General features: G+C 74.5%; 14 protein-coding genes and 1 pseudogene. 3 read left to right on the top strand and 12 right to left on the bottom strand.

Features of this window, described 5'->3' with window-relative positions; all coding sequences use genetic code 11:
* Window positions 1-134 precede the first annotated feature (134 nt).
* Together C1J01_RS09300 and C1J01_RS09305 are read left to right on the top strand one after the other, a co-directional pair.
* Window positions 135-1,037, top strand: a complete 903-nt coding sequence (locus tag C1J01_RS09300) for a TIGR03619 family F420-dependent LLM class oxidoreductase (RefSeq protein ID WP_111178127.1) — start codon at window positions 135-137, stop codon at window positions 1,035-1,037.
* 5 nt (window positions 1,038-1,042) lie between these two features.
* Complete coding sequence (locus C1J01_RS09305; RefSeq protein WP_111178129.1) at window positions 1,043-1,525, top strand: hypothetical protein; 483 nt, start codon at window positions 1,043-1,045, stop codon at window positions 1,523-1,525.
* On the opposite strand, the gene C1J01_RS09310 is transcribed toward C1J01_RS09305, so the two are convergent.
* From C1J01_RS09310 to C1J01_RS09330, 5 genes are all read right to left on the bottom strand, one after another.
* Window positions 1,509-1,919: a VOC family protein gene (locus tag C1J01_RS09310; RefSeq protein ID WP_111178131.1), complete on the bottom strand. Its 411-nt coding sequence runs from the start codon at window positions 1,917-1,919 to the stop codon at window positions 1,509-1,511. The two genes, C1J01_RS09305 and C1J01_RS09310, sit on opposite strands and share 17 nt — an antisense overlap.
* The gene (locus tag C1J01_RS09315) at window positions 1,916-2,377 is read right to left on the bottom strand and encodes a helix-turn-helix transcriptional regulator (protein WP_220039809.1); all 462 of its coding nucleotides are present in this window, start codon (window positions 2,375-2,377) and stop codon (window positions 1,916-1,918) included. Before C1J01_RS09315 ends, C1J01_RS09310 begins: the two co-directional genes overlap by 4 nt.
* A 111-nt stretch (window positions 2,378-2,488) precedes the next feature.
* The gene (locus tag C1J01_RS09320) at window positions 2,489-3,628 is read right to left on the bottom strand and encodes a GEVED domain-containing protein (RefSeq protein WP_146615522.1); all 1,140 of its coding nucleotides are present in this window, start codon (window positions 3,626-3,628) and stop codon (window positions 2,489-2,491) included.
* A gap of 86 nt (window positions 3,629-3,714) precedes the next feature.
* Complete coding sequence (locus C1J01_RS09325) at window positions 3,715-4,890, bottom strand: NAD(P)-binding domain-containing protein (RefSeq protein ID WP_328589609.1); 1,176 nt, start codon at window positions 4,888-4,890, stop codon at window positions 3,715-3,717.
* Between the two features lie 36 nt (window positions 4,891-4,926).
* Complete coding sequence (locus tag C1J01_RS09330; RefSeq protein WP_111178137.1) at window positions 4,927-5,982, bottom strand: ATP-grasp domain-containing protein; 1,056 nt, start codon at window positions 5,980-5,982, stop codon at window positions 4,927-4,929.
* A gap of 807 nt (window positions 5,983-6,789) precedes the next feature.
* Between C1J01_RS09330 and C1J01_RS53680 the strand changes: the two are divergent.
* Window positions 6,790-6,867 (top strand): annotated as a pseudogene (locus C1J01_RS53680) (hypothetical protein); the annotation flags it as partial.
* A 251-nt stretch (window positions 6,868-7,118) separates the two neighbouring features.
* Here C1J01_RS53680 and C1J01_RS09340 read toward each other — a convergent pair.
* The 7 genes from C1J01_RS09340 to C1J01_RS09370 are packed head-to-tail and all read right to left on the bottom strand — an operon-like array spanning window position 7,119 to window position 14,684.
* On the bottom strand, window positions 7,119-8,366 hold the full coding sequence (locus tag C1J01_RS09340) for a glycosyltransferase (protein WP_111178139.1): 1,248 nt from the start codon (window positions 8,364-8,366) through the stop codon (window positions 7,119-7,121).
* On the bottom strand, window positions 8,357-9,487 hold the full coding sequence (locus C1J01_RS09345; RefSeq protein ID WP_111178141.1) for a GNAT family N-acetyltransferase: 1,131 nt from the start codon (window positions 9,485-9,487) through the stop codon (window positions 8,357-8,359). Before C1J01_RS09345 ends, C1J01_RS09340 begins: the two co-directional genes overlap by 10 nt.
* Entirely contained in the window at window positions 9,484-10,038 is a 555-nt protein-coding gene (locus tag C1J01_RS09350) for a YveK family protein (RefSeq protein WP_111178143.1), read from the bottom strand. The genes C1J01_RS09345 and C1J01_RS09350 overlap by 4 nt, the downstream gene beginning before the upstream one ends.
* Complete coding sequence (locus C1J01_RS09355) at window positions 10,035-11,153, bottom strand: glycosyltransferase (protein ID WP_220039805.1); 1,119 nt, start codon at window positions 11,151-11,153, stop codon at window positions 10,035-10,037. Before C1J01_RS09355 ends, C1J01_RS09350 begins: the two co-directional genes overlap by 4 nt.
* Window positions 11,132-11,860: a polysaccharide deacetylase family protein gene (locus C1J01_RS09360; RefSeq protein WP_111178145.1), complete on the bottom strand. Its 729-nt coding sequence runs from the start codon at window positions 11,858-11,860 to the stop codon at window positions 11,132-11,134. Before C1J01_RS09360 ends, C1J01_RS09355 begins: the two co-directional genes overlap by 22 nt.
* Window positions 11,857-13,371: a lipid II flippase MurJ gene (locus C1J01_RS09365; protein ID WP_111178147.1), complete on the bottom strand. Its 1,515-nt coding sequence runs from the start codon at window positions 13,369-13,371 to the stop codon at window positions 11,857-11,859. The genes C1J01_RS09360 and C1J01_RS09365 overlap by 4 nt, the downstream gene beginning before the upstream one ends.
* Window positions 13,368-14,684 carry an O-antigen ligase family protein gene (locus C1J01_RS09370; protein ID WP_111178149.1) on the bottom strand — a complete coding sequence of 439 codons (1,317 nt, stop codon included), beginning with the start codon at window positions 14,682-14,684 and terminating at the stop codon, window positions 13,368-13,370. The genes C1J01_RS09365 and C1J01_RS09370 overlap by 4 nt, the downstream gene beginning before the upstream one ends.

Consider the following 14,684-nt stretch of genomic DNA (forward strand, 5'->3'; position numbering starts at 1 on the left):
GCCCTGCCCCGCCCCCACCGCGGCCTGTCCGGCCTGGTCGCGGGGCTGGCCGTCACGGATGCCCGGCCCGGCGGGGGCGGGCGCGGGGAGATGGCGTAGGTTCTGTCGCGTTTCCTTTGGGCTAGGAGTCTCTGATGAAGATCGGTTTCACGCTTCCGCACCTGCACACGCAGGCGCACCAGGTCGACAAGGCCGCCTACTTCGCCCGGGAAGCGGAGAAGGCGGGCGCCGACAGTCTGTGGGTGGGCGACCGCAACTTCGCCGCGGTCGATCCGAAGGTGGGGGCCGGTGGGTTCGGCAACACGATCCCGGTCGAGTACAACACCCCGGCGGACCCGTTCGTGGTGCTCGGCGTGGCGGCGGCCGTGACGGAGCGGGTCCAGCTCGGCACCCACGTGCTCATCGCGCCCCTGTACCCGCCCGTCCAGCTGGCCCGGTCGCTGACCTCGATCGACCTGGTCAGCGGCGGACGCCTGATCCCCGGTTTCGGCATCGGCTGGTCGCCCGAGGAGTACGAGGCGACGGGGCTGGACTTCACCACGCGCGGCGCCCGCATGAACGAGCTCCTGGACGCCCTGGAGATCCTGTGGACGCAGGACCCCGCGGAGTACCACGGCCGGCTGATCGACCTGCCGCTGCACCACTCGCCGCTGAAGCCCGCCCAGCGTCCCCGCCCGCCGATCTACCTCGGCGGCTCGGCGGAGACCGCGCTGCGGCGCATCGGCCGCCGCGGTGACGGCTGGCTGCCCCTGTGCATCGTCCCCACGTTCGTGAGCGTCGAGATGATGCGGGCGCAGCGCGCGATCATCGACGAGGCCGCCCGCGAGGCGGGCCGCGACCCGGCGGCGATCGACACGATCCTGCGCGTCAACGTCGACCGGGGCGTCCCTGCGGGCGAGATCGCGGACGCGGTCAAGTCCATCGGCGAGCAGACCGGCTTCGACCACTTCCTGATCGAGCTCACCTACCTGGCCGACACCGCCGACGCCGCCCTCGACGTGGTCCACGACCTGCTCCCCCGCATCGACCGCGGCTAGACCCCGTGCCCCCGGCCGGCCCCGGCGACCTGCGCGGTCCCGGGTACGGCAGCGGGCTCGACCTCTACCAGGTCGCCGCCGGCGTCGTCACCCTCGACTGGGACTTCCCGCGGCCCGAGCGCAAGGAGCTGACCGACCGCCTCGGCGGCGCGGGCTTCAGGCACTGGTACGTGGCGACCGATCTCAACGCCGCCACCAGCATGTACGTCCGGTACGGAGAGGCGGAGGGCGACCTCCTGCACCCCGAGCCGATCCACGTGCCCTTCACGCACTGGAGCGACCACCTCGGCCCGCTGCGGAGCTACGCCGACTTCCTCGCCGGCGTCTACGACACCGACCAGGCGGACGCGACGGTGGGCGTGCTCGCGGCCTGCCTCGCCGTGGTGGAGCTGGAGAGCGGGGTCAGGCTGGACAGGGAGTTGCAGGTGCGCCGCCCCCATGCGATGCTGCCGCTGCCCGGCGACGCGGACCTCAAGTGGCCTGGTTGATGCGGACCATGTTGCCCGCCGGGTCGCGGAACGCGCAGTCGCGGACGCCGTAGGGCTGGTCGGTCGGCTCCTGGACGACGTCGGCGCCGCTGGCCCGCACCCGCTCGAAGGTGGCGTCGAGGTCGGGGGTGGCGAGCACGATGGTCGCGTAGCTGCCCTTGGCCATCAGCTCGGCGATCGTGCGGCGCTCGTCGTCGGACAGACCCGGGTCGATGCCCGGGGGCTCGAGGACGATCGACGTCTCCGGCTGGCCCACCGGCCCGACGGTGATCCAGCGCATGTTCTCGTAGCCCACGTCGTTACGCACCTCGAACCCCAGCGCGTCACGGTAGAAGGCGAGCGACTTGTCATGGTCGTCGGCGGGCAGGAACGTCTGGTGGATGATGAGGTTCATGCTGACGAGGTTAGGTCGGTGCGCGAGGCGGCCGCTTCTCGATTCCTGATCGGTCGCATGACCTGCTTGGCGACGCAGCTCGGGATGCCCTCGCCGTCTCCGGCGGCCAGGCGGCGGTAGGTGCTCGGCGACATGCCGACCAGCTCGGAGAAGCGCGTGCTGAAGGTGCCGAGCGACGAGCACCCCACCGCGAAGCAGACCTCGGTGACCGACATGTCGCCGCGCCGCAGCAGGGTCATGGCCCGCTCGATGCGCCGGGTCATGAGGTAGCTGTAGGGCGACTCGCCGTAGACGGCGCGGAACTGCCGGCTCAGGTGTCCGGCCGAGAGATGCACGCCGCGCGCCAGCGCCTGCACGTCCAGCGGCTGCGCGTACTCACGGTCGATCCGGTCGCGGACGCGGCGCAGCAGGACGAGCTCGCGCAGGCGGGCGTCATGGCTGCTGGTCACGAATGACAGCCTGCCCTGTGGAGCGCCTCGATGTCCACGCGGGGGCGGCCTGGCGGTGACCGACGGTGATCGACGAACGCCCGGGCCCTCAAGGAAGGCCCGGGCGTACGAGAGGACGGATCAGTGGTCGAGGCTGATGCGGTGGTCCTCGACCTCGCCGCTGTCCGCCCAGCCGGTCGCCGAGCCGGTCGACGCGGCCGACATGCGCAGGCGCATCCAGGTGGGGCCGCTGCCGATCGGCCGCGGCGTGACCCACCGCAGCGTGGCGGTCGTCGCCCCCGCGGCGACCTGTGCCGTGGCGCGCTCGTTGGGGTCGAAACGGCCGTCGCGGTCGAAGTCGATCCAGCCGGTGACGTTCGACAGCGACCCCGACGTCACGGGGATCGCCAGCGTGTAGCTGCCCCCGTGGCCGCCGATCCGGGCGGGTGAGCCGGTCACCGCGTCGTCGGCGTCCGTGTCGGCGGTCATGCCGCGCGGCGTCAGGCTGACCGTGCCGGGGTGGTCGGCGGTCACCGTACGTCCCAGGAAGGAGTCGCCGATCGCGTGGGTGGCGGCGCCGTACGAGGTGGGCGCGTCGGAGGCGTCCTCGGCCAGCGACAGCTTGAACGCCGCCCACAGCTGCGGCGTCGTCCCGCCATCGCCGTAGCGCACGTCCCGCGCCCGCAGCTTGATCGTGAACGACGTGAGCGTGCCGTTCAGCTTGACGGTGCCGCAGGTGTAGACGACTCCGCACGTCGTGGACGACACCGTGTACACCCGCTCGGGCGTGATCGAGGCGGACGTGACCCGGAACCCGGGGAAGCCCGCCGCCTTGCTGAAGGTCGGCTCGGCCGGCGCGCCGCTGACGAGATCCACGGCGGGCCAGTAGTCGTCGCGGTTGCGCGCGGAGGTGCCCGACGAGCCGCCGGTGCCGAACACGTGCAGGTGCGGGTCGCGTACCGGCCTGGAGAAGGTGAACGTGAGCGTGGCGACGTCGCTCCAGCCGCCCGGATTGACCGTGAAGCCCTCGTAGAGGTCGACGAACCCGGCCGTCGCCTTGGCGTTGGCGGGGACGAGGTATTCGTCGTCGGGCGCGGCGGCATTGGCGGCGGTCGCCTCGGCCGAGGCCACCCGCGTCTGCCCGATCATCGTCTTGCTCACGGTCACCTCGACCCCGGACGGGGTCAGGCCGGAGGCGGTCTTCGCCGAGTTGGTGAAGGTGGACGACGTGCCGGTGGGCGACGTGTCCGCGACGGCCACACCCCCCAGAGCGACCGCCACCGCCGTACAGGCGAACATTCCACGAAAAATCATGCGTGATGCCCCCGATTGATGATGTGTTGCGATACGAAGCTGCATGGGATGGGTCACGGTGACCGCGATCCGCGCAGGCGGCTCACGAGACCCCTCGTCACCCGGCGGGCGGCGAAGTCGCAGCCGTAGACGAACCGCATGGCCGGCCCGAACGTGGCCGCCGCCGCCAGCCCGACCAGATGGAGCCCGGCGACGGGCGTCTCGAAGACGGGGCTGAGCCGCGGCGTCGGGCTCGTCGCCGCCACCGCGCGCCGCAGGCCGTCGTCGAGCACGCGGAGCCTGGCCACGTCCACCCGGTAGCCGGTCGCCGCGATCACGTGCTCGGTGTCCAGCGTGGTGGTCGTCCCCGACCGGTCGTGAAGGTGCAGCCGGACCCCGTCGCCGTGCTCGGCGGCCGCCAGGCGCGCCCCCAGGATCACAGGCACGGCGCCGTCGAACCGCCCGCGCAGCCACCACGACCCCGCCGGCCCGAGCGCGGTGCGCACGACGTGCCCCCGCGCCCGCTCCGGCAGATACCGGAACGCGCCCGGCACCCGAGCCCAGGCCAGCGAACGCCACCCGCGCCCGAGCCCGGAGCGGGGCGCGAGCAGGCGGGACACCGTGGACGGCTGTGCGACCGGCACGTCGTTCCACGCCAGCGCCCTCGACCGGGCGACGACCCGGACGCTCGCCCCCGCCTCCGCCAGGAGCGTCGCGGTCTCCAGCGCGGACTGTCCCGAGCCCAGCACGGTCACGTCCCGCCCCGCGAACCTGCCGAGGTCGTGGTGGTCGGAGCTGTGCGAGACCGCCTCCGGCGGCAGCCCCACCAGGGGATCGGGGCGGTGCGCGAACGGCAGGAAGCCCACGGCCATGACGACCGTCCTGGCGAGCACCTGCCGGCCCTGCGCCAGGGTGAGCGCGAACGACCCGCCCTCGACGCCGACGGCCGTCACGTCCGAGGTCTCCAGGGCCGCTCCGACCGCCCGCTCCTGGAACCACCGGCCGTAGTCGACGAACCTCTCCACCGGCACCGGCTCGCCGTAGGAGCAGGGCTGGAAGGCGTCGAGCCCGTGCCGGCGTTCCGGGTCGGCGAGATGTGACGCGTCCGGCTCGGATTTCAGCAGCATTCCCCTGGGCATGTGTTTTTCCCACGCCCGCATGGGCGTGCCGAATACGCGTGTGTCCAGCTGGGCGTGCAATGCGTGTGCGGCCACGGAGAGCCCGTACGGGCCCGCGCCCACAATCGCCACGTCGATGATCGGGGTACGCAATTCTCCTCCACAGTGCTATTTCCGGGATCGGATGAGCCGGGCCACGACGCGCTTTGTCGTCTGCCCGGCCATGGCCGCGAACGGGCGGGGATCGTCGGCCGCCAGCCAGGCCAGTTCGTCGGCCGTGACCAGCGCCCGCAGGGCCTTCGGGCCCGCGGTGAACAGGTCGTAGTTCTCCACCGCGTACGTCCGGCCGTGCGCCGCCGGCCCGCGCGCCGTCCAGCGGCCGGTCAGGTGCAGGTGCGCGACCCGCACCAGGTCGAGGCCGCCGGCGTCGGCGAACAGCCGGAACTGGGCGCCGAGCCGCGGGTTGCAGTCGAGCAGGTAGTAGACGTCCGCGGCGGCGTCGTGGCGGAAGTCGATGTCGAGCACGCCGCGGTAGCCGACCTTGGCGGCCAGCTCGTGGGCCGCGCGCTCGACGTCCGGGTTGGCGAGCCAGCGCCCGTACGTCGTGAGCCCCGCGCCCTTCGGATAGGCGCGTTCCTTGCGCCCGGCGCCGTCGTACAGGCTCTGCGCGTGCTCGTCGAAGTAGCCGTGGAAGAACCAGTCGCAGTCGGGCCCGCCCGGCACGTACCGCTGGAAGAGCAGGTCGCGACCGCGCACGTGGCGCAGCAGGCGCACCACCTGGCGCGGGTGCCCGACGAGCGTGGTGTTGCGCAGCCCGAGGCCGGGCGGCAGCAGCCACGGCTGCGCCCACTTGGCGACCAGGGGCAGCCCGAAGGCGGAGACGGCGGCCATGGCGTCGTGCTCGCCGGTGATGAGCCGGGTCTCCGGCTGGGCTATCCCCAGCCCGGCGCAGAGCTCGGCCAGCAGCCGCTTGTCCGCCAGCGTCCGCGGCAGCCCCGGCTCCTGTTCGGGCAGCAGGTAGTACGGCCGCAGCTCGGCGGCGTGCTCGGCGACGGCGATGGCGCACGCGTCGTCCAGCGCCAGCAGCACCGCCCGCCGCCCGATGCGGACGGCCACCTCCCGCAGCGCGCCGACGACGTCCAGGCCGTGCGGCCAGGTGTGCACGCGGGCCAGATGTCGCGAACGGGCGGCCGGTTCGTCGCCCCGGGGGAGCAGCCCGTGCACTTCCACTCCCGCCCTGCCGAGCGAGCGAATGGCGCCGAGCGTCCCGTGGTGAAACATATTGGAGTCCAGCCGCACTACGAGCGCCGGGACGGTGCAATCGAGCATGGTTTTACGTTCTGCTCCTTCGCGGAATTCTATGGATCGGGCAATTCGCGAGTCGGATATCCCGGCAGCCGTCGCACCCGGTGTAGGCAATGAGGAAAACGCAGCGATAGGGGGTGTGCGGTGGCGAGGGCGAGGATTGTCCTGCACATTGCCATTGCCGCCGTCACGGCGGCGGTGGCGGCGGCATGGCTCGGTTTCGGTGAATGGCTCGGCTTCGACGAGGAGGAGGGCCGTGCGCGGGACGCCGGATCCGGGCCGGCGGTGGGTGTCTTCCTCGCCTCCGACGAGCGCGGGACGCGCGACCTGCCCGGGTTCGAGTCGTGGCTGAGCCGCGAGGTGACGGTGGGGCGCACGTACCTGCCCGGCGAGCGCTGGGAGTCCATCCAGGGCCCCGCGTTCGTCCTCGAGCCCTGGCTGCGCTGGAAGAGCGCCGCGCCGGGCCGCGTCCTGGCGCTGAACGTGCCGATGGTCGCCCCCAACGAGGTGGGGATGCCCGACTACGCGGTGTCGCGGGAGCTCGCGTGGGGGGCGAGCGGCGTCCGCGACCATCTCTTCGCCGAGCTGGGCCGCAGGCTCGTCGCCGGCGGCGGGGCCGACACGATCATCGTGCTCGGCTGGGAGATGAACGGCACCACGTACTCCAGCAGGTGCGCGCCGAACCCGCCGGCGTGGCGGGAGTACTGGCGGCGCATCGTGGCGGCCATGCGCGCCACGCCCGGCCAGCAGTTCCGGTTCGACTTCGCGCCCAGCCGCGGGCACGACGCCATCCCGTGGACGCAGTGCTACCCGGGCGACGACGTGGTCGACATCATCGGCATGGACACCTACGACCAGGGCCCGGGCGACGACTTCGCCGACTACGTCAACCAGCCGTACGGGCTGCGGGCGCAGGCCGAGTTCGCCGCCGAGCGGGGCAAGCCCATCTCCTTCCCGGAGTGGGGCCTGTTCCGCTACGGCGACCGTCCCGAGTTCGTCCGCGACATGCTCGACTGGATCGAGCGTCACAACGTGGCTTATCACTCGATCACCGACTACTGTCCCCATGGCGTCTGGCAGTGCCGGTCGAACCCGCGCTCGGCGGAGGAGTTCCGCCGGCGGCTGTGGGTCGAGCCGTCGCCCGAGCCGTCACCGGAGCCGTCGCCCGAGCCGACCGTGGCGCCCACGCCCGCGACCGATCCGGTGGCCACGTCCAGCGTGTGCCCCGAGAGCGAGTCCAGCGCCTCCGACACGTCGAACCCGGCGGCCAGCGACGCGGCGGCCACGCCTTCGGCGGCGGCCAGCTCGGGCTGCTCCAGCCGCAACAACAGCGCCTCGGCCAGCGCCGCGCCGTCCCCCGGGGAGACGGCCGCGCCGACGCCGCCGGTCACCAGCTCGGACAACCCGGGCACCGCGGAGGCGACCAGCGACCTGCCCGACGCCAGCGCCTCCAGCGCGGTGAGCGGCAGCCCCTCCCAGCGCGACGGCAGCACCACCACGTCGGCGGCGGCGTACCAGGAGGCGACGTCGGAGGAGGGGCCGGCGAAGTGAACCCGGGGTACGGCGCGTGAGCGCAGCGCGCCGAGCAGCGGGCCGTCGCCGACCACCGCCAGCCGGGCGAGCCCGTTGCGGGCGGCGACCCGCTCCCACGCCGACAGCAGCAGGTCCTGGCCCTTCTGGCGGGTGACCCGGCCGACGCAGACGGCCAGCGGCGTCTCCCCGGCGATGCCGTGGCGGGCGCGGGCCGCCGCCCGCTCCCGCTCGCCGGCGGGACGGAAGCGGCGCAGGTCCACGCCGTTGCGGACCACGACGAGGTCGCCGCGCACGCCGTGGCGCCGGGCCAGGCCGGCCTCGTCCGCGCCGACGCAGATGATCGTGTCGGTCCAGCGGGCGGCCAGCCGTTCCCAGCCGAGGGCCGCGCGGGCGGCGGCGCCGCGCACCGCCAGCCATGACCAGCCGTGCGGCTGGAACAGCGTCGGCACCCGGCCCCTGATCGCCAGCCGGCCGGCCAGCCCGGCCTTGGACGAGTGCAGGTGCACGACGTCCGGGCGGAAGAGGCGGACGATCTGCCACAACCGCGCGGCCTGCGCGGCGTCGCCGATCCCGGGCGCGCGCCGGGCCGTCCAGTCCAGCCGGGGCACGCCGAGCGCGGCCAGCTCGCGGGCCAGCGGGCCGGTGCGCGGGCAGGCGACCGCCACCCGCCAGCCGCGCCGGGCCTGGTCGGCGACGGCCGTGGCGACGTACGCGCCGACCCCGCCGTCCACCGGCTGCGTGACGTGCAGGACCCTCGGTGTCATCGCCATGACGCGACCTGCTGCGCCAGGCGCGGGCAGCGCCGCTTCACCAGGTCACGACCGGCCACGCGCATCCCGGCGGTGGCCGCGTAGGCGGCGGCGCGCACACCGCGGCCCAGCAGCACCCGCTGGTTGGCGACGGCTTCGCACTCCCACTTCGCCTTGTACGGCTCGTCGCCGCGCAGCAGGCTGAGCACCGGCCTGCCGAGCCGGTGGGCCATCGCCAGGTTCTGCCGCAGCAGCATCATCAGGACGTCGGCCTCGGCCCGCAGGTCGGGGTGGACGCCGTACAGGTAGCCGCCCACGAAGTCCTTGCCGATCACCGTGAAGTCGCAGGCCAGCAGCCGCCCGCCGACCCGGAACTCGGCCAGGGCCGCGTGGCCGTCCGCCACCATCGACTGGGCGGCCCGGGTGAGGTGCTCGCGGAAGCGCGGGTGCGTGTGGTGGGCGTTGATGGGCCGGCTCTCCCACTGCAGGGTGTGCAGGCGCAGCAGCTCGGCCATCGTGTGCTCGGCCCGGTCGGCCCCGACGGGCGTCACCGACAGGTCGAGGGTGTCGAGCTTGCGCAGCGCCGAGCGCAGCCGGCGGGCCCGGCTCGCCTTCAGCCCGGCGAGCACCTGGTCGACCGGGCGGCCGGGCAGCTGGAGGCAGGTGGAGGCGGGCAGCGTCCAGGACCGGCCGTCCCAGAGACCGGCCAGGCGGCGGATCGCCGCGCCGGGCCGCGCCTCGGGCACGTCGATGACGTCCCAGCCGGGCTGGGCCAGCAGGCCGGCGCGCAGCTCCAGCAGGCTCGCGTCGTCCTCGGCGTCGTCCACCACGATGTCGGTGAAGTCGGACTGCTCCCCGCCGACGGGGGTGAGCACCCGGCAGCCCATCCGGTGCTCCAGCCGGAACGGCGCCGCCGCGACCAAGCGGCCGTCCCGGCGGGCCAGGAACACGCGCAGCCGGCCGGAGACGCCGTAGACCCGCCACCAGGAGCACAACCAGCCGTACGACTGGAACGGTGTGGCGGCCGAGCTGCGGGCGTACAGGTCGGCCCATTCCGCCGACAACGCGGCCAGGTCCTCGCCCTTGGTGATGACCTGCACCGCCAGCCGTGCCGCCGAGGTCCGAGAGGTGGTGCCGGTCACGCGTGCGCTCCCCTCAGCACCGCCGCGGGCTCACGCCGGGCGAACGGCCCGGCCAGCCGGACCAGACCGACCACCAGCGCGGCCGCGCAACCTCCGGCGGCCATGCTGACCACCGGCACCGGCGCGGAGGGACGAGTGGGGGCCAGCGCCTCGGCGAAGGACACGAGCCGGACGCGGGTGTCGGTGGCGTGGGTGCCGGCGTACCTGATCAGCGCGGCGGCGGCGCGGTTGGCGCGCTCGGCCGCCTCCGCGCCCGTGGGCGCCTCGGACGTGAGCCGCACCAGCGGGGCGTCGGGCGAGGCCGCCACACTGAGGGCGTCCTGCTCGGCCCGGTCGGTGGTGAGCAGGCCGGGGTGGCCGGCGATCCTGGCGTACGCGGTGGCGAAGTGGGCCGCCTGCACCGGGTCGACCCCCGACACCACGACGTAGGCGTCCGCGGCGTACACGGCGTCCCTGGCCAGTGCGTACGCCAGGCCGCCCAGCGCCCCCGCCGTCAGGGACAGCACGAGCCACCATCGCGAGAGCAGGCCGGTGATCCGGGTCAACGTCATCGTTCCTTCTCCGTGGGTGAGGCGCCCAGCAGGCGCAGATAGAGCGACTCCAGTTGCTCCGCCTGGCGGCGGACGTCGTAGAAGCGGACGGCGTCGGGCGGGGCCAGCCGGGCGGGCGGGCTCGCGGCCAGCGCGGACAGCTCCGCGGCCAGCCGGTGCGGCGGGACGCGCCGCGCCCCCGGGGCCGAGCCGGGCGGCAGGTCGTCGATGGCCGGGCAGGCGTCGTACAGGACCGGCAGGCCGCTGGCGAGCGCCTCCACCACGGCGAGCCCGAACGTCTCCTCCGCCGAGGGCGCGACCAGCACGTCCATCGCCGACAACATGGCCCGCACGTCGAGCGACTCGCCCGCGAAGATCACCCGCTGCTCCACCCCCAGCGCGCGGGCCTGCTCCCGCAGTCGTGCCTCGCACGAGCCGGAGCCGACCAGGAGCAGGGTGGCGCGGCCGGGCGACGGCATCGCCGCGATCAGCCGGTCGAAGCGCTTGACCGGCTCCAGGCGGCCGACCCCGCCGACCACGAATGCGTCGTCCGCCAGGCCCAGCCGCTCCCGGGTACGGCGGCGCAGCCCGGCGTCGAAGCGGTACGCCGCGCCGTCGAGTCCGTTCGGGATGACGACCACGCGCCGGCGCGGGACCCCCCACGCCGCCAGCCGCTCCATCACCGAGGGCGAGACGGCGACCGTGCGGTGCCCGAGCCGCTCGCTGGCCAGGTAGAGCGCCCTGATCGGGTGGGTGAGGCGGCGGCCCTCGATGTGCCGGTGGCCGATGGAGTGCTCGGTGGCCACGATCGCCGGGACGTCCGCCAGCCGCGCGGCCAGCCTGCCGTACACGCAGGCGCGGTAGAGATGGGTGTGCACGACGTCGTAGCGGCGGCCGCGCATGAGCCGGGCCAGCCGGCCGACGGCGCGCAGGTCCCGGTTGCCGCGCATGCCGACGTGGTGGACGGGCACGCCGGCGCGTTCGATGGCCTCCGCCACCGCGCCGCGGCCGGTGAGCACCGCGACCTCGCAGCTGGCCCGCAGGTGCGGCAGCAGCGAGCGCAACTGCTGCTCCGCGCCGCCCGCCGCCAGCCCGGTGATGACGTGCAGGACCTTCACCGGGCCCACCGCGCCCACCGGGCCCACCGTGCCCACCGCAGCCGGTGCCGCGCCTGCTTGGCCCACAGCCGCAGCGCGCCGTCGCGCTCGCCGACGTACGTGCGCGGCAGCGCGTGCGTGCCGGTGACCGGCGACTTCCAGATCGCGCAGGCGTAGGAGTAGCCCGCCCGGCGCACGGCCCGCACCTCGCGCTCGGCGACGTGCCCGTACGGGTAGCAGAACCCGCCGACCTCCTGGCCGAGGACCTCCTCCAGCGCCGTCTTGCTGCCGGCCACCTCGTGCTCCAGGTCGGCGTCGCTCAGCGTGGTCAGCGAGCGGTGGCCGGCCGAGTGGGAGCCGACCTCCATGCCCTGCATGGCGGCCCAGCGCAGGCCCTCGGCGTCCATGAGCGGCTTGCGCGGGGCGCCGGCGTCCCAGGCGTTGTGCTCGCCGAGCAGGCCGGAGACCACGAAGACCGTCGCGGTGAACCGGTGCCGGAGCAGGACGGGCACGACCTCGCCGGCGAAGTCGGCGTACCCGTCGTCGAAGGTGAGCCCGACCAGGCCGCGCGCGTTCCCCGCCGCCCGGGCGCGCAGCAGCTCGCGCATCGACACGCCGGTCAGCCCGCGCTCGGCCAGCCGGCGCAGCTGCTCGGCGAAGCGGGCGGGGGAGACGGTGATCTGCAGCGGGTCGCTGTCGCATTTCTCCACGGAGTGGTACATGAGCACGTACGGCATGGCGGTCATGCGCGGCCTCGCATCCTGGTCGGGGTGTCGTCGGTGAGCGCCGTCACGGCCCGCGTCGCGACCGCGACGGCGCAGAAGACGGCGGCGATGGCGGCGCCGGTCACGGCGAGGCGGACCAGCTCGGGCAGGTCCGCGGTCAGTGCCCGCACCGCCCAGCCGGCCCCGGCGGCGGCGGTGGCGGCCGGCAGCAGGCCGCCGATCGGCCCGGCCACCGCGCGCGGCGGCAGCGTGATGACCCGCCGCCGCAGCCCGGCGACCAGCAGGACGGCGGTGAGCGTGATCCCGGCCGCGTTGGCGGCGGCGATCCCCGTGGTGCCCCACGAGGGGCGGGCCAGCAGGACCGTCACGGCCAGGCCGGCGGCCATCGCGGCCGTCGGGTACCAGTACGAGCCGGTCCGGCAGAAGTACGCCCGGCTCACGGCGCCGACGACGGCCTGGCCGAGCAGGCCCAGCGCGTACACGCGCATGATGTGCGCGGTGGCCTCGGTGTCGGCCGCGGTGAAGGCGCCGTACTGCAGCAGGACGGCGACGAGGTCGGGAGCGCAGACGATCAGGGCCGCGGCGGCCGGGAGCACGATCGCCGAGGCGGCCACCAGGTCCCGCGCCATCCGGCGGCGCGCCCGCCGGTCGTCACCGGCGCTGATGGCCCGGGCCAGCTGCGGGAAGCTCACCGTGGCCACGATCAGCGACAACACCATCGGCACCTGGGCGATCTTCTGGGCGTAGTTGAGGTGCGAGATCGAGCCTTCGGGTAGCGACGAGCCGACGAAGCGTTCGACGAAGACCTGACACTGGCGGGCCAGCGTGAAGACCGCGACCGGCAGGAACGCCAGCACCGGCAGCGGCACGCGCCGCGCGGTCCGGCGCGGCCTCCCGAAGCGCCGCAGGAAGGCCGGCGCCTGGACGAGGACCATGCCGAGGCCGCCCGCGGCCACCCCGACCGCGGCGGCGTACGCGCCCTGCTCCCGCAGGGCGACCACGCAGGCGACGATCCCCACGTTGTACGCGACGTAGATCGCGGCCGGCGCGGTGAACGACTGGTGGGAGCGCAGCGCCGCGCTGAGGTACCCGGCCAGCCCGAACGTCAGGATCGTCACCGAGGCCACCCGCATGCAGTCGACGGCCATCTCCGGCCGCGGGATGCCCGGCGCCAGCACGCCCACCAGCCACGGCGCCGCGGCGGCGGTCAGCAGGCTCAGCGCCACGAGCCCCAGGCACAGGTACGGCAGCGTCGCGGAGACCAGCTCGCGGACGTCGTGCCCCAGCTCGATCCACCGGCTGAACAGCGGCACCAGCACGAACGCCATCGCGCCCTCGATGAGGAGGGGCGCGGCCGTCTCCGGGATCGTCCAGGCGACGAGGAAGGCGTCGGTGCCGGCGTCCGCCCCGAACAGCATGCCGAGCAGCAGGTCGCGGACGAACCCGAGCAGCGAGCCGAGCCCGGTCAGCACGGCGGTGACGCTGACCGCCTTCACCGTGGCCGACGTGGTGGCCGACGTGGCGGTCGTCATCGCGCCGCCCCCACCGGTGTGGCCGCCTCGACCGGCGCGGCCGGCTCGCGGCGGCCGGCGACGAGCGCCAGGGCCAGCCCGAGCGCGACGGACGTGACCGTCGTGGAGGGGCCGCCGATGTCGCCGTAGGCGAAGCTGATGGTCTGCCAGGTCAGCAGCCCGGCCGCGACGAGCGCGCCGCCGCGCAGGGCCCACCAGGTCAGGCACCCCAGGAACGCCACGAACGCGGCCAGCCCGGCCAGCCCCTGCTCGCTGAGGGTCAGCAGGTACATGTTGTGCGGCGACAGCAGCGGCCGGCGCTGGTAGCCGTGCACGGGGTCGTCGGTGTCGCTGCCGGACGACAGCTCGATCGGGGCGTAGGTGTCGCGCAGCTCGCCGAACCTGCGCGGGCCGACCCCGGTCACCGGGTGCTCGGCCCACATGCCGGTGGCGGCGTGCCAGAGACTGTAGCGGTCGCTCACGGACTGGTCGGGGTCGGTGACGGCGGTGGCGATCGAGGCCAGCCGCCGGTCCAGCAGGTCGGACCCGGTGCCGGTCGCGAAGGCGAGCACCGCGGCCGCCGCCCCGACGAGCATGACCCGGGCGGCGAGCACCCCGCTGCGCAGGAAGACCACCACCAGGGCCGCGCCCAGCACGGCGATCCAGCAGCCGCGGCTGAGCGAGAGCGCGAGCGGGACGCAGAGGAGGGCCGCGCCCGCCAGCGCGAGGACCCGGCCCCTGCCGCGCACGGTCAGGCCGGCGCCCAGCAGGATGACGAGCCCGTAGCTGACCACGGTCGCCATGGCCATGACGTCGGGGGCGCCGAAGGTGCCGACGGCGCGTATCCGCTCGCCTCCGTAGGCCGCGCCGGTGCCGGTGAGCACCTGGACGCAGCCGATCACTCCCTGCAGCGCCGCCGCCCCGACGAGCGCTCCGCCGACGATCACGACGTCGGCCCGGTCCCGTACGGTCACCAGGACGGCCAGCGGGACCAGCACGAACACCTGGAGGAAGCGCACGAACCCCGGCAGGCTGACCAGCGTGTCGGGCGAGGCCAGCAGCGCGAGCGCGGCCGCCGCCGCGACGGGCGCGAGCACGAGGGCCCGCGCCGGCAGCGGCCCCCGGCCCGCCAGGAAGCCCGTCCCGAGGCGGGGCGAGGTCACCCGGCCGGTCGCGAACAGCACGCCGGCCGCGATCGCGACCAGCAGGACCGAGGCCACGTCGGACGCCGTGACGTCCACGCCCGCGGGCGCGTCCGTCCCGCCCGCCGGGAGGCAGGCGAGCAGCACCGTGACGGCGGCCGCCAGACTGGGCCGCCCACGTAGAGCCCCCAT

Source organism: Nonomuraea aridisoli (assembly GCF_003236395.1).
GTDB classification, from domain to species: domain Bacteria; phylum Actinomycetota; class Actinomycetes; order Streptosporangiales; family Streptosporangiaceae; genus Nonomuraea; species Nonomuraea aridisoli.

Excerpts from the sequence above, each read along its gene's own strand:
- C1J01_RS09365 (WP_111178147.1), bottom strand. The coding sequence starts at position 13,371 with ATGACGACCGCCACGTCGGCCACCACGTCGGCCACGGTGAAGGCGGTC.
- C1J01_RS09340 (WP_111178139.1), bottom strand. The coding sequence starts at position 8,366 with ATGGCGATGACACCGAGGGTCCTGCACGTCACGCAGCCGGTGGACGGC.
- C1J01_RS09350 (WP_111178143.1), bottom strand. The coding sequence starts at position 10,038 with ATGACGTTGACCCGGATCACCGGCCTGCTCTCGCGATGGTGGCTCGTG.
- C1J01_RS09310 (WP_111178131.1), bottom strand. The coding sequence starts at position 1,919 with ATGAACCTCATCATCCACCAGACGTTCCTGCCCGCCGACGACCATGAC.
- C1J01_RS09360 (WP_111178145.1), bottom strand. The coding sequence starts at position 11,860 with ATGACCGCCATGCCGTACGTGCTCATGTACCACTCCGTGGAGAAATGC.
- C1J01_RS09300 (WP_111178127.1), top strand. The coding sequence starts at position 135 with ATGAAGATCGGTTTCACGCTTCCGCACCTGCACACGCAGGCGCACCAG.
- C1J01_RS09370 (WP_111178149.1), bottom strand. The coding sequence starts at position 14,684 with ATGGGGGCTCTACGTGGGCGGCCCAGTCTGGCGGCCGCCGTCACGGTG.